The organism is Pseudomonas sp. DP-17 (genome assembly GCF_022380625.1).
In the GTDB taxonomy this organism is placed as follows: domain Bacteria; phylum Pseudomonadota; class Gammaproteobacteria; order Pseudomonadales; family Pseudomonadaceae; genus Pseudomonas; species Pseudomonas nitroreducens_A.
On sequence record NZ_JAKSXG010000009.1, the window covers coordinates 431,705 to 446,435 of the forward strand.

The 14,731-nt window shown below is 65.4% G+C and carries 11 protein-coding genes; 9 read left to right on the plus strand and 2 right to left on the minus strand.

Annotated elements, in window-relative coordinates; translation table 11 throughout:
* Positions 1-77: 77 nt before the first annotated feature.
* The gene (locus MJ122_RS16490) at positions 78-1,856 is read left to right on the plus strand and encodes an acyl-CoA dehydrogenase C-terminal domain-containing protein (protein ID WP_239744833.1); all 1,779 of its coding nucleotides are present in this window, start codon (positions 78-80) and stop codon (positions 1,854-1,856) included.
* Positions 1,857-2,415: 559 nt separating this feature from the next.
* Here MJ122_RS16490 and MJ122_RS16495 read toward each other — a convergent pair.
* The gene (locus tag MJ122_RS16495; protein WP_239744834.1) at positions 2,416-3,780 is read right to left on the minus strand and encodes a formimidoylglutamate deiminase; all 1,365 of its coding nucleotides are present in this window, start codon (positions 3,778-3,780) and stop codon (positions 2,416-2,418) included.
* A 235-nt stretch (positions 3,781-4,015) separates the two neighbouring features.
* On the opposite strand from MJ122_RS16495, the gene hutC reads away from it, so the two are divergent.
* Entirely contained in the window at positions 4,016-4,726 is a 711-nt protein-coding gene (gene hutC / locus MJ122_RS16500; RefSeq protein WP_088416422.1) for a histidine utilization repressor, read from the plus strand.
* Positions 4,723-5,313 (plus strand): HutD family protein, encoded by a 591-nt coding sequence (locus tag MJ122_RS16505; protein ID WP_239744835.1) that lies wholly within the window; start codon positions 4,723-4,725, stop codon positions 5,311-5,313. The genes hutC and MJ122_RS16505 overlap by 4 nt, the downstream gene beginning before the upstream one ends.
* Positions 5,314-5,384: 71 nt before the next feature.
* Here the strand turns inward: MJ122_RS16505 and hutH are convergent, their stop codons facing one another.
* A complete protein-coding gene (hutH, locus tag MJ122_RS16510) occupies positions 5,385-6,914 on the minus strand; it encodes a histidine ammonia-lyase (protein WP_239744836.1) in 1,530 nt (509 codons plus the stop codon).
* 234 nt (positions 6,915-7,148) lie between these two features.
* On the opposite strand from hutH, the gene MJ122_RS16515 reads away from it, so the two are divergent.
* The 6 genes from MJ122_RS16515 (at position 7,149) to MJ122_RS16540 (ending at position 14,689) form a co-directional block, all read left to right on the plus strand.
* Positions 7,149-8,165 (plus strand): ABC transporter substrate-binding protein, encoded by a 1,017-nt coding sequence (locus MJ122_RS16515; protein WP_239744837.1) that lies wholly within the window; start codon positions 7,149-7,151, stop codon positions 8,163-8,165.
* Between the two features lie 544 nt (positions 8,166-8,709).
* Positions 8,710-10,377, plus strand: a complete 1,668-nt coding sequence (gene hutU, locus MJ122_RS16520; protein WP_239744838.1) for a urocanate hydratase — start codon at positions 8,710-8,712, stop codon at positions 10,375-10,377.
* A 118-nt stretch (positions 10,378-10,495) separates the two neighbouring features.
* On the plus strand, positions 10,496-11,908 hold the full coding sequence (locus MJ122_RS16525) for a cytosine permease (RefSeq protein ID WP_088416038.1): 1,413 nt from the start codon (positions 10,496-10,498) through the stop codon (positions 11,906-11,908).
* 80 nt (positions 11,909-11,988) lie between these two features.
* Positions 11,989-12,960 (plus strand): ABC transporter substrate-binding protein, encoded by a 972-nt coding sequence (locus MJ122_RS16530; RefSeq protein WP_088416039.1) that lies wholly within the window; start codon positions 11,989-11,991, stop codon positions 12,958-12,960.
* A 62-nt stretch (positions 12,961-13,022) separates the two neighbouring features.
* Complete coding sequence (locus MJ122_RS16535; protein ID WP_045215843.1) at positions 13,023-13,877, plus strand: proline/glycine betaine ABC transporter permease; 855 nt, start codon at positions 13,023-13,025, stop codon at positions 13,875-13,877.
* On the plus strand, positions 13,874-14,689 hold the full coding sequence (locus MJ122_RS16540) for a glycine betaine/L-proline ABC transporter ATP-binding protein (RefSeq protein WP_239744839.1): 816 nt from the start codon (positions 13,874-13,876) through the stop codon (positions 14,687-14,689). Before MJ122_RS16535 ends, MJ122_RS16540 begins: the two co-directional genes overlap by 4 nt.
* The last annotated feature ends 42 nt before the right edge of the window (positions 14,690-14,731 follow it).

The following is a 14,731-nucleotide window of genomic DNA, read 5'->3' on the forward strand; positions in this document are numbered from 1 at the left end:
CGGCGTACCTTCGAGTACCTCCTATTCTGATACCGCTGGCTGCCAGATCAGCCGTCGTTTTCGTTCGAGGATCCATCATGGCTGACTACAAAGCTCCCCTGCGCGACATGCAATTCGTCCTCAATGAAGTCTTCGAGGTCGCCAATCTCTGGGCCGAACTGCCCGCCCTGGCCGAAACCGTCGATGCCGAGACCGCTGCTGCGATCCTCGAAGAGGCCGGCAAGGTCACCGGCGGCGTAATCGCCCCGCTGAACCGCAGCGGCGACGAAGAAGGCTGCAGCTGGAGCGCCGAGGGCGTGAAGACCCCGGCGGGCTTCCCCGAGGCCTACCGCACCTACGCCGAAGGCGGCTGGGTGGGTGTCGGCGGCGCACCGGAATTCGGCGGCATGGGCATGCCCAAGGTGATCGGCGCCCAGGTCGAGGAAATGGTCAACTCGGCCAACCTGTCCTTCGGCCTGTACCCGATGCTGACCGCCGGCGCCTGCCTGTCGCTGCTCAACCACGCCAGCGAAGAACTCAAGGCCAAGTACCTGCCGAACATGTACGCCGGCACCTGGGCCGGTTCCATGTGCCTGACCGAGCCGCACGCCGGCACCGACCTGGGCATCATCCGCACCAAGGCCGAGCCGCAGGCTGACGGCAGCTTCAAGATTTCCGGCACCAAGATCTTCATCACCGGCGGCGAGCACGACCTGACCGAGAACATCATCCACCTGGTGCTGGCCAAGCTTCCCGACGCGCCGGCCGGTTCCAAGGGCATCTCGCTGTTCCTGGTGCCGAAGGTGATGGTCAACGCCGACGGTTCGCTGGGCGAGCGCAACGCCGTGTCCTGCGGCTCCATCGAGCACAAGATGGGCATCAAGGCCTCCGCCACCTGCGTGATGAACTTTGACGGCGCTACCGGCTGGATCGTCGATGCGCCGAACAAGGGCCTGGCCGCCATGTTCACCATGATGAACTACGAGCGCCTGGGCGTGGGCATCCAGGGCCTGGCCACCGGCGAGCGTTCCTACCAGAGCGCCGTGGAGTACGCCCGCGAGCGTATCCAGAGCCGCGCGCCGACCGGCCCGGTGGCGCAAGACAAGGCCGCCGACCCGATCATCGTCCACCCCGACGTGCGTCGCATGCTGCTGACCATGAAGGCGCTCAACGAGGGCGGTCGCGCCTTCTCCAGCTACGTCGCCATGCAGCTGGACACCGCCAAGTACAGCGAAGAGCCGACCACCCGCAAGCGCGCCGAGGAACTGGTCGCCCTGCTGACCCCGGTGGCCAAGGCCTTCCTCACCGACATGGGCCTGGAAACCACCATTCACGGCCAGCAGATCTTCGGCGGCCACGGCTTCATCCGCGAGTGGGGCCAGGAGCAACTGGTGCGCGATTGCCGCATCACCCAGATCTACGAAGGCACCAATGGCATCCAGGCGCTGGACCTGATGGGCCGCAAGATCGTCGGCAGCGGCGGCGCCTACGCCAAGCTGTTCACCGACGAGATCCGCGCCTTCACCGCTTCCGCCTCCGCCGAGCTGGCTGAATTCACCGGCCCGCTGAACGCCGCCGTGCAGAACCTGGACGAGCTGACCGCCTGGGTCCTGGACCGCGCCAAGGGCAACCCGAACGAGATCGGTGCTGCCTCGGTCGAGTACCTGCACGCCTTCGGCTACACCGCCTATGCGTACATGTGGGCCCTGATGGCTCGCGCTTCGCTGGGCAAGGAAGGCCAGGACGAGTTCTATGCCAGCAAGCTGGGCACCGCGCGCTTCTACTTCGCCCGCCTGCTGCCGCGCATCCACTCCCTGACCGCCTCGGTGAAGGCCGGCAGCGAGTCGCTGTACCTGCTGGATGCCGCGCAGTTCTAAGCCTCTGCGTCTGAAAAAAGCCCCGCTCCGGTGGGGTTTTTTATGGGATATTTCTTTTTCCAAGGCTGCTATTTCGAAACTTTGTAAGCCTTGGCTTACAAACAGCGGTGGTGATCGGCGTCTATCTGACAAAGGCCTGCAGCGGTAACCTTTATCTCAGTCAGGACATTGCGCAGGAAGCGCCAACGACAATACGGAAACAAGGGAATCCACCAAGGACGGTGGCTAGCACGGACGTCAGGATATCGGTCTGCAAGACCCCGCTTCGCAAGAAGCGGGGTTTTTTCTTGCCTGCGATTTTTGCGCGGCGGGGGATTCAACCTTTGTGTAGGAGCGGACTCCGTCCGCAATCGGAAAACAGCGCCGCAAACCAACGCTGACAGAGTCCGCCTCTACGCGCGGTCGAACGTCACCGTAGGGCGAATAATGCGCCAGTATTATCCGCCGCCGGGCCGGGTGGCGCATGAGCTGTTCCAGGTTCTGCGCCCACGTAGGGGCTCTATCCTGGCCTTCAACCACATGGGTATCGCTTCGCTCCACACCATCCTACAACGGTGTCTTAGTCCAGCAATTGGCGCAGCACGCTGGCGAACTCGCGGGCGCTCTGTTCTTCGAGCGCATGCCGGCCCTCGCGTACCCGCCATTGCCCGGCAACCATCACATCACGGATCTGGCGATCGCCACCGGCGAACAGCCAGCGGTTGAGGATGGCGTCACCACGGGCGGTTTGCAGGTAAGGGTCGCCGCCGTCGAGCACCAGCAGGTCGGCGCGCTTGCCTACCGCCAGTTCGCCGGTGGGCTGGCCAAGGGCCTGGGCGCCGCCGGACAGCGCCGCGTCGAACAGAGTGCGGCCGACCATGGGTTGATCTTGTCCGTACAGGCGATTGCGGCGCTGGTCGCGCAGGCGCTGCCCGTATTCCAGCCAGCGCAGTTCCTCGACCACGCTGAGTGACACATGGCTGTCCGAGCCGATGCCGAAGCGGCCGTGCTGGGCGAGGTAGTCCACCGCCGGGAAGATGCCGTCGCCCAGGTTCGCCTCGGTGGTCAGGCAGAGGCCTGCGACCGCGCCGCTGCGGGCCATGGCGGTCACTTCATCGGCTTGCGCGTGGGTGGCGTGGACCAGGCACCAGCGCTGGTCCACCGCGACGTTCTCGTGCAGCCATTGCAACGGACGGCGGCCGCTCCAGGCCAGGCAGTCGTCGACCTCCTTCTGCTGCTCGGCAATGTGGATGTGCACCGGGCAATCGCTGGAGTCGGCGCCCAGCACTTCGCTGATCTGCTGCGGCGTCACCGCGCGCAGGGAGTGGAAGCACAGGCCGAGGCTCTGCTGCGGCTGCTTCGCCAGGTGCGCGCGCAGGCCGTCGATCAGCTTCAGATAGCTTTCGGTGCTGTTGATGAAGCGACGCTGGCCCTCGCTGGGTGCCTGGCCGCCGAAGCCGGCGTGGGAGTAGAGCACCGGCAGCAGGGTCAGGCCGATGCCGGCGTCCGTTGCCGCCTGGCTGACGCGCAGGGCCAGTTCCGCCGGGTTGGCGTAGGGATTGCCATCGACGTCGTGGTGCACGTAATGGAATTCGGCGACACCGGTGTAACCGGCCTTGAGCATCTCGATGTACAGCTGGCGGGCGATGACGCCCACCTGCTCGGGCGACAGGCGTCCGACCAGGCGATACATCAGGTCGCGCCAGGTCCAGAAGCTGTCGTTGGGGTTGCCGGCCACTTCCGCCAGGCCTGCCATGGCGCGCTGGAAGGCATGCGAGTGCAGGTTCGGCATACCCGCCAGCAGCGGCCCGGCGACGTGCTCGGCGCCTTCCGCGCTGGCGTCCGGCGTGATCGCGGTGAACAGGCCGTCAGCATCGATCTCGAAACGGACATTGCGCGCCCAGCCGGAGGGCAGCAGGGCGGATTCGGCGAACAGGACGGACATGCGCGGAGGCCTCGCGGGGTTCTTGGAATTTGTATATACATATACAGACGTTTGCCGAGACCGTAAACTGCCAGGAACCCGACGGTCGTCAGAGGACTTGTATGCACCGGTCGAATCCGGTACATGCCGGAGTCAGACCCAGGCCTTCGCCCACCGTCGCCCAGACAAGGAGTTTCCCGTGCCCGCATCGCCCACGCCTACCTCGCCCGTCGAGGGTTCGTCGCTCGCCGCGCAGATGGGGGAAATTCCCGCGCCGCTGTATGCCCGCGTCAAGCAGTTGATCATCCAGCAGATCCAGTCCGGCACCTGGCCGCCGCACCACCGCGTGCCGTCCGAGGCGGAGCTGGTCGACGAGCTGGGCGTCAGCCGCATGACCATCAACCGCGCGCTGCGCGAGCTGACCGCGGACGGCCTGCTGGTGCGCATGCAGGGCGTGGGTACCTTCGTCGCCGAGCCCAAGGGCCAGTCGGCGCTGTTCCAGGTACAGAACATCGCCGAGGAAATCACCGCCCGCGGGCACAAGCACCATCTGGTGGTGGTCAGCCTGGTGGAGGAGCTGGCCAGTGCCGAGCGAGCGCTGGCGCTGGACGTGCGCGAAGGCCAGCGCATCTTCCACTCGGTGATCGTGCACTACGAAAACGATATCCCGGTGCAGATCGAGGATCGCTACGTCAACGCGGCCGTGGCGCCGGATTACCTGAAGCAGGATTTCACCGGGCAGACGCCATTCGCCTACCTGACCCAGGTTGCGCCGCTGAGCGAGGGCGAGCACGTGGTCGAGGCGGTGCTGCCCAGCCCCGAGGAATGCAAGCTGCTGTCCGTCGACCGCCATGAGCCGTGCCTGCTGATCCGTCGGCGCACCTGGTCGGGACGCAATACCGTGACCAGCGCGCGCCTGCTCTATCCGGGGTCGCGCTACCGCCTGGAAGGACGATTCAGTTCATGACCGACGTAAAGCTTTTGCGCGCCGTAGACTATCCGGCGATGCCCTGGAAGAACGGCGCGGGCACTACCCGAGAGATCGTCCGCGACGCAGGCGACGGCCTGGAAGGTTTCGGCTGGCGTGTGTCCATCGCCGATGTCGGCGCACCGGGGCCGTTCTCCGCGTTCACCGGCTATCAGCGGGTCATCAGCGTGCTGGAAGGCGAGGGCATGCGCCTGAAAGTAGATGGCGTCGGCTCGCGTGATCTGCGCGCGCTCGATGCCTTCGCCTTCGATGGCGCCAGCGCAGTGGACTGCACGCTGCTGGGCGGTGCGATCCGCGACTTCAACCTGATCTATTCACCCACTCGCTACCGCGCACGGCTGCAATGGCTGCGGTTGGAGGGCGGGGCGCATTTCTTCAGCAGCGCATCGACAGTGCTGTTGTTCAGTGCGGGAGAAGGGATACATGCCAGCCTGAACGGTGCGGCCGCCGGGGTGCTGGGGTTGCATGACACGCTGATTGCCGAGGGCGAAGGCGCGCTGCGCGAGTGGCGGCTGTCAGCGGTGGACAGGGCGGATATCTGCGTGATCGAACTCGATCCGCGTTGAACGACAAGGGCGCCTTCGAGGCGCCCTTGTCGTTTGTAGGATGGGTAAGCCGGACAGCCTTGGTTGCCGCGTCAGTCGTAAAGCCGCTCGTAACCAATCCACCGGCTCAGCACCCCATTTTCCACCCAGGCCCGCGCCGCGGCGATGTCCGGGGCGAAGTAGCGGTCCTGCTCATAATGCGGCACCTGGCTGCGGATCAGCGTGCGCACTTCCTGCAACTGCGGCGAGCTCTGCAGCGGCGCATGGAAGTCCACGCCCTGCGCGGCGGCGAGCAGCTCGATGGCGACCACGCCGGCGCTGTTGCCGGCCATGTCCTGCAGGCGGCGCGCGGCGAAGGTGGCCATGGATACGTGGTCTTCCTGGTTGGCCGAGGTCGGCAGGCTGTCCACAGAGGCCGGGTGGGCCCAGGTCTTGTTCTCCGAGGCCAGGGCCGCCGAGGTGACCTGGGCGATCATGAAGCCGGAGTTCAGTCCGCCTTCCTTGACCAGGAAGGCCGGCAGCCCGGACATCGCCGGGTCGACCAGCTGGGCGATGCGTCGTTCGGACAGCGCGCCTATCTCGGAGATCGCCAGCGCCAGCACGTCGGAGGCCATGGCCACCGGCTCGGCGTGGAAATTACCGCCTGACAGAACATCGCCGTCAGCGCTGAACACCAGCGGGTTGTCGGACACGGCATTGGCCTCGCGCAGGAACACCCCGGCGGCGAAGCGCAGGTGATCCAGGCACGCGCCCATCACCTGTGGTTGGCAGCGCAGCGAGTACGGGTCCTGCACGCGCTTGCAGTCGATGTGCGACTGGTTGATCGAGCTGTCGTGCAGCAGCTCGCGGTACAGCGCGGCAACCGCGATCTGCCCCGGTTGGCCGCGCACTTCCTGGATACGTGCATCGAAGGGGACGAACGAGCCCTTCAGCGCCTCCACCGTCAGGCTGCCGGCGACCACCGCCGAGATGAACAGCTTTTCCGCCGCGAACAGTCCGCGCAGGGCCAGCGCGGTGGACACCTGGGTGCCGTTGATCAGCGCCAGGCCTTCCTTCGGGCCCAGCACCAGCGGTTCGGCGCCGGCAATGGCAAGGCCCTCGATGGCTTCGAGGATGCGCCCTTCATGGCGCACCTGGCCGACGCCCAGCAGGGTCGCGGACAGGTGCGCCAGCGGCGCGAGGTCGCCGGAGGCGCCCACCGAACCCTGGGACGGGATGCACGGGTAGACCCGCGCCCGGTAGAGCTTGAGCAGCGTCTCGATCACCGGCAATCCGACGCCGGAGAAGCCGCGCGCCAGGGAGCCGATCTTCAACGCCATGATCAGCGCCACGCTGGCGTCGTCCAGCAGCGGGCCGGTGCCGGTGCAATGGGAAAGGATCAGGTTGCGCTGCAGGGTGGCGAGTTGGTCTTCGGCGATTGAGGTGCGCGCCAGCAGGCCGAAGCCGGTGTTGATGCCGTAGACGGTGCGCTGGTCGGCGATGATCTGGCTGACCGTCTGCGCGCTGCGCAGGATGGCTTCGCGGCATTCGTCGGCGAGCTGCAGGTCGGGTTGGTGCTGGTAGATGGCGCGCAGCTGGTCGAGGTCGAACTGGCCGGGCGTCAGGAGCAGGGTTTCGGGCATGGCGGCATCCTGGATTCGGTGAAGTGTTACCGTGGATCGTTCCTGTATATACAGGTATAGCAATCGCTGTGCCATGGCGCTCCGGGGCGCATGGTTCGGCATTTCACCGGACGTGCGGTGATGCATGAAGAGAATGAATGTCACCGGCGGTGGCATTTCCAGTCCGATGGTCGTGGGCAAATCGTGGATCGGCGGCTAAACCCAATGGACACCAACGTGCCCGGAGACCGTCCCATGTCCACCCCCCGTTGCCTGTTCGCGCTGCTGCTGGCCTTCGGCCTGTGCGCGCAAACCCTTGCCGCTGGCTGTCCCTATCCGAAACCCGTGGTGTTCGCCGGGCTGAACTGGGAGAGCGGCATGTTTACCACCCAGGTTTTGCGCTTCATTTTGGAGAAGGGCTACGGCTGCCAGACCGACGCGGTGCCGGGTAACACCGTGACCATGGAGAACGCGCTGAAGCAGAACGACATCCAGGTTACCGGCGAGCAGTGGGCCGGGCGCAGCACCGTATGGCAGCAGGCGGAGAAGGCCGGCCAGGTGTTCTCCGTGGGCGAGACGGTCAAGGGCGCCAGTGAAGGCTGGTGGGTGCCCGACTATGTGGTGCACGGCGACGCGAAACGGGGCATCAAGGCCTCTGCGCCGGAGCTGAAGTCGGTCAGCGATCTGCCCAGGTACAAGGCGCTGTTCAAGGATGACGAGGAGCCGGACAAGGGCCGGTTCTACAACTGCCCCACCGGCTGGACCTGCGAGATCGTCAACACGCAGAAGCTCAAGGCCTACGGCCTGACGGACAGCTACGTGAACTTCCGCACCGGCGCCGGCCCGGCGCTGGACGCCGCCATCAGCTCAGGCATCGCCCAGGGCCGGCCGGTGCTCTTCTATTATTGGGCGCCGACTCCGCTGCTGGGGCGCTTCAAGCTGGTGCAGCTGGAGGAACCGCCGTTCGACGAGGCGGCCTGGAAGACCCTGACCGATCCCAACGACCCCAACCCCAAGGGCTCGCGCTCGCTGCCGGCGAAGATCAGCATCGGCGTGTCCCGCGACTTCCACGACAAGGCGCCGGCTTTGGTGCAGGTGTTCGAGAAGGTCGAGCTGCCGCTGCCGATGTTCAACGCACTGCTGGCCGACATGGCCGAGCACCACCGGGACGTGGCGGACGTGCGGGCGAAGTTCTTCCGCGAGCATCGGGAGCTGTGGTCGAAGTGGGTGACGGCAGACGCGGCGATGAAAATCGATGCGGCGTTGAAGTAAACGGGTGTAGAGGGTGCGGGGGCGTTCCCTCTCCCTAACCCTCTCCCTGAAGGGAGAGGGGACGGGTTCGGCAGTACTGGGGCCCCTGGTGTCATCCTGCATGCGAGGTAGCAGGAGAGGGCGAACGGTTCGCTTTAGTCGGGCGCGCCCTCTCCCTTCAGGGAGTGGGTGTATCCGGAAGACACTGCGCCAAAATCTCGCTGCAATATGCTTGTCTATACAACCTGTGTCCCTTGGTAGCGAGCGGTGTTACCGAACGCAACGAAACGGTGCAGAGAAGTCTCCTTCTGGTGCAATTGTCTGAAGGATGGCAATGGATGACAGCCGTTCCAGGATCCCGCTTTCGGATTTTTATTTCTTTTAAATCAATAAGATAATATCGATTGGTGACTGGCTGAGGCCCTCGTCGGTCAATATTGGCCTTCGCTTTGCTTATACTTGTACATACAAGCATAGACATGATGGTTTCGAACCCTCGAGACCGTCGAACGAACCGCCAAGCCTTCACCGGCTTAACGATCCGAGCAAAGCGAAGGAGCCTTCCGTGACCAAATTCCGCGACGTCGAAATCCGTGCCCCGCGCGGCACCCAACTGAACGCCAAGAGCTGGCTGACCGAAGCGCCGCTGCGCATGCTGATGAACAACCTCGACCCGGAAGTCGCCGAGAATCCGAAGGAGCTGGTGGTGTACGGCGGCATCGGCCGCGCCGCGCGCAACTGGGAGTGCTACGACAGGATCGTCGAGACCCTGAAGGAGCTGAATGAGGACGAGACCCTGCTGGTGCAGTCCGGCAAGCCGGTCGGCGTCTTCAAGACCCACGCCAACGCCCCGCGCGTGCTGATCGCCAACTCCAACCTGGTGCCGCACTGGGCCAACTGGGAGCACTTCAACGAACTCGACGCCAAGGGCCTGGCCATGTACGGCCAGATGACCGCAGGTTCCTGGATCTACATCGGCAGCCAGGGCATCGTCCAGGGCACCTACGAAACCTTCGTCGAGGCCGGTCGCCAACACTACGACGGCAACCTCAAGGGGCGCTGGGTGCTCACCGCCGGCCTCGGCGGCATGGGCGGCGCCCAGCCGCTGGCCGCCACCCTGGCCGGCGCCTGCTCGCTGAACATCGAATGCCAGCAGAGCCGCATCGACTTCCGCCTCGCCAGCCGCTACGTCGACGAGCAGGCCAAGGACCTCGACGACGCCCTGGCGCGCATCGCGAAATACACCGCCGAAGGCAAGGCCATCTCCATCGCCCTGCTGGGCAACGCCGCGGAAATCCTCCCGGAACTGCTCAAGCGCGGCGTGCGCCCGGACATGGTCACTGACCAGACTTCTGCCCATGACCCACTCAACGGCTACCTGCCGGCCGGCTGGACCTGGGAGCAGTACCGTGACCGCGCGCAGACCGAACCGGCTGCCGTGGTGAAGGCCGCCAAGCAGTCCATGGCCGTGCACGTCAAAGCCATGCTGGAGTTCCAGAAGCAGGGGGTGCCGACCTTCGACTACGGCAACAACATCCGCCAGATGGCCAAGGAAGAGGGCGTCGACAACGCCTTCGACTTCCCCGGCTTCGTCCCGGCCTACATTCGCCCGCTGTTCTGCCGCGGTATCGGCCCGTTCCGCTGGGCGGCGCTGTCCGGTGATGCCGAGGACATCTACAAGACCGACGCCAAGGTCAAGGAGCTGATCCCGGACGATGCCCACCTGCACAACTGGCTGGACATGGCCAAGGAGCGCATCAGCTTCCAGGGCCTGCCGGCGCGCATCTGCTGGGTCGGCCTGGGCCAGCGCGCCAAGCTGGGCCTTGCCTTCAACGAAATGGTCCGTCGCGGCGAGTTGAAGGCGCCGATCGTGATCGGCCGCGACCACCTCGACTCCGGCTCGGTGTCCAGCCCGAACCGCGAGACCGAAGCCATGCGCGACGGCTCCGATGCCGTATCCGACTGGCCGCTGCTCAACGCCCTGCTGAACACCGCCAGCGGCGCCACCTGGGTCTCGCTGCACCACGGCGGCGGCGTGGGCATGGGCTTCTCCCAGCACTCGGGCATGGTGATCGTCTGCGACGGTACCGATGAGGCCGCTGCGCGCATCGCCCGCGTGCTGACCAACGACCCGGGCACCGGCGTGATGCGCCATGCCGACGCCGGCTACCAGATCGCCATCGATTGCGCCAAGGAGCAGGGCCTGAACCTGCCGATGATCACCGGCAAGTAATCCGGCGACAGCAAGCCAGGACCAGGGAGAGGGCCGCCGCACGGCGTGGTGCGGCGGCCCGGTCCGTAAACAAGCAGTACATCGACAGACAAGAAATCCCTTCGGGAGAACAATAGCGATGTCCCAGGCCAGTGATAGCTCCAAACCCCTGATCGAAGTGCGTTCGATCAACTACATTCCCGAGGCCGAGCGCCACGGCAAGCTCTACAGCCAGTTCACCCTGTGGCTGGGCGCCAACCTGCAGATCACCGCCATCGTCACCGGCGCCCTCGCCGTGGTGCTGGGCGGCGATGTGTTCTGGTCGCTGATCGGCCTGCTCATCGGCCAGTTGCTGGGCGGTGGCGTGATGGCGCTGCACGCCGCCCAAGGGCCGAAGCTCGGCCTGCCGCAGATGATCTCCAGTCGCGTGCAGTTCGGCGTCTACGGCGCGGCCATTCCGATCGTGCTGGTGTGCCTGATGTACCTGGGCTTCACCGCCACCGGCACGGTGCTTTCCGGCCAGGCGCTGGGCCAGTTGTTCGGTGTCAGCGACAGCGTCGGCATCCTGATGTTTGCCAGCGTCATCGTGCTGGTGACCGTGCTCGGCTACCGGGTGATCCACGTCATCGGCCGCATCGCCAGCGTCATCGGGGTGATTGCCTTCGTCTACCTGTTCAGCCGCCTGATGAGCCAGACCGACGTCAGCGCGCTGCTGCAGATCCGCCACTTCAGCTGGAGCAGCTTCCTGCTCGCGGTGTCCCTGGCCGCCTCCTGGCAGATCGCCTTCGGTCCCTACGTCGCGGACTACTCGCGCTACCTGCCGAGCAAGACGTCCTCGGTGAAAACCTTCCTCGCCGTGGGCGCAGGCTCGGTGATCGGCGCGCAGGTGGCGATGATCTTCGGCGTGTTCGCTGCCGCCGGAGCCAACGGCCAGTTCGCCGGACATGAAGTGGCCTACATCGTCGGCCTGAGCGGCAGTGGTGCCGTCGCCGCGCTGCTGTATTTCAGCATCGCCTTCGGCAAGATCACCATCTCGACGCTGAACTCCTACGGCAGCTTCATGTGCATCGCCACCGTGATCAGCGGCTTCCGCGGCCACCTGGAAGTGAGCCGCATGCAGCGCCTGGTGTTCGTCCTGCTGATCGTCGGCGCCGCGACCCTGATCGCGCTGCTCGGCCAGCATTCGTTCCTCGGCGCGTTCAAGTCCTTCATCCTCTTCCTGCTGGCCTTCTTCACCCCGTGGAGCGCGGTCAACCTGGTGGACTACTACTGCATCACCCGCGAGCACTACGACGTACCGGCGCTGGCCGACCCCGATGGCCGCTACGGCCGCTGGAACATCCCCGGCATCAGCGTCTATGTGATCGGCGTGCTGGTGCAGCTGCCCTTCATCTCCACCAAGTTCTACACCGGCCCGCTGGTGGACGCCCTGGGCGGCGTGGACATCTCCTGGATCATCGGCCTCGTGGTTCCGGCCGTTCTCTATTACCTGGTCGCCCGCCGCGTCACGCGGCCAGTACCGGACCGGCTGATCCTGCCGGCCCGCACCTGAACAGACCCGGCCCGGCCGCGCGGCCACATGCAGGCGCGGCCCTTGCACTGCCCAACCTCATTCACGTTTAGGAGCATCAGATGAACAACACCAAGAAGACGCTGCTGGGCCTGTTCCTTTCCGCCGGTCTGCTGGGCGGCACCATGGCTTCGGCCCAGGCCGCCGGCTGGTGCGAGAGCGGCAAGGCGGTGAAATTCGCCGGGCTGAACTGGGAGAGCGGCATGCTGCTCACCGACCTCATGCAGATCATCCTGAAGAACGGCTACGGCTGTGAAACCGACAGCCTGCCGGGCAACTCCATCACCATGGAGCAGGCACTGGCGAACAACGACATCCAGATCTTCAGCGAGGAATGGATCGGCCGCAGCGACGCCTGGAACAAGGCCGCCGCCGCGAACAAGGTGGTCGGCGTGGGCGCGCCCATCGTCGGCGCCACCGAGGGCTGGTACGTGCCGCGCTTCGTGATCGAGGGCGACAAGGCGCGCAACATCGAAGCCAAGGCGCCGAACCTGAAGGCCGTGACCGACCTTGCCCAGTACGCCGAAGTCTTCCGCGATCCGGAAGAGCCGGGCAAGGGCCGCTTCTACAACTGCCCGGCCGGCTGGACCTGCGAGCTGGAAAACTCCGAGATGCTGAAGAAGTACGGCCTGGAGGACAAGTACACCAACTTCCGCCCCGGCACGGGCCCGGCCCTGGATGCCGCCGTGCTGTCGAGCTACAAGCGCAAGGAGCCTATTCTCTTCTACTACTGGTCGCCGACGCCGCTGATGGGCCAGGCCGACCTGGTGAAGCTGGAGGAGCCGGGCGTGAACAAGGACGTGAAGATCCAGGTCGGCCTGTCCAAGGCCTTCCATGACCAGGCCCCGGAACTGGTGGCCGTGCTGGAGAAGGTCAACCTGCCCATCGACCTGCTGAACCAGAACCTGGCGAAGATGGCCAAGGAGAAGCTCACCTCCGAGCAACTGGCCAAGGCCTTCCTCAAGGAGCACCCGGAGGTGTGGACCACCTGGGTCAGCGAGGACGCTGCGAAGAAGGTCCAGGCCGCGCTCTGACGCTGCCGAATCCGGGGAGGCCCAGCTTCCCCGGTGATGCCCACTCCTGACGAGTACGTGCCATGTTTCCCGAACGCTTCACCTTCTCCATCGCCGACTGGGTCAACGGTTGGGTCGATGCCCTGGTCACCAACTACGGCGACGTGTTCCGCCACATCTCCGATACCCTGCTGTGGGCCATCGTCAACCTGGAGAGCGTGCTGCGAGCCACGCCCTGGTGGCTGATGCTGGCCATCGTCGCTGGCATTGCCTGGCACGCCACCCGGCGCATCCTGCCGACTGTGGTCATAGTCGGGCTGCTGTTCCTGGTGGGCGCCGTGGGCCTGTGGGACAAGCTGATGCAGACCCTCGCGCTGATGATGGTCGCGACTATCATCTCGGTGCTGATCGGCATTCCGCTGGGCATCGTCGCCGCGCGCAGCGACCGCTTCCGCGCCGTGCTGCTGCCCATGCTGGATATCATGCAGACCATGCCCAGCTTCGTGTACCTGATCCCGGTGCTGATGCTGTTCGGCCTGGGCAAGGTGCCGGCGATCTTCGCCACCGTGATCTACGCCGCGCCGCCGCTGATCCGCCTCACCGACCTGGGCATTCGCCAGGTCGACCGCGAGGTGATGGAAGCCATCACCGCCTTCGGCGCCAACCGCCGCCAGCAACTGTTCGGCGTGCAGCTGCCGCTGGCGTTGCCGAGCATCATGGCCGGCATCAACCAGACCACCATGATGGCCCTGTCGATGGTAGTCATCGCCTCGATGATCGGCGCCCGCGGGCTGGGCGAGGATGTCCTGGTGGGCATCCAGACGCTCAACGTCGGCAAGGGGCTGGAGGCGGGTCTCGCCATCGTCATCCTCGCCGTGGTCATCGATCGCATCACCCAGGCTTACGGCCGCTCGCGCCACCATGAGGCCAGCAAATGAGCAAGATCCAGGTCAAGAACGTCTACAAGATCTTCGGCGCCAAGGCCGATGCGGCCCTGGCGATGATCCGCCAGGGCAAGAGCAAGGCCGAGGTGCTCGCCGCCACCGATTGCGTGGTCGGGGTGAACGACCTCTCGCTGTCCATCGATGCCGGGGAGATCTTCGTCATCATGGGCCTGTCCGGTTCCGGCAAGTCGACCCTGGTGCGCCACTTCAACCGCCTGATCGACCCCACCAGCGGGCAGATCCTGGTGGACGGCGAGGACGTCCTCGCCTATGACGCGGCCGCGCTGGAGAACTTCCGCCGGCGCAAGATCAGCATGGTGTTCCAGAGCTTCGGCCTGCTGCCGCACAAGAGCGTGCTCGACAACGTCGCCTACGGCCTGAAGATCCGTGGCGAGAGCAAGACGCTGTGCCAGGAGCGCGCCCTGCACTGGATCGCCACCGTGGGCCTGAAGGGCTACGAGAAGTCCTACCCGCACCAGCTTTCCGGCGGCATGCGGCAAAGGGTTGGTCTTGCCCGCGCACTGGCCGCGGACACCGACATCATCCTCATGGACGAAGCCTTCAGCGCCCTCGACCCGCTGATCCGCGCGGACATGCAGGACCAGTTGCTGGAGCTGCAGAAGACCCTGCACAAGACCATCGTCTTCATCACCCACGACCTTGACGAAGCGGTGCGCATCGGCAACCGCATCGCCATCCTCAAGGACGGCCAGCTGATCCAGGTCGGCGCGCCCACCGACATCCTGCACAAGCCCGCCGACGAATACGTCGACCGCTTCGTCCAGCGCCGCGTCGCCGCGATCTAAAGCCATTCACCGGCGGGGAAGGGGGCTTCCCCGCCTACAGGA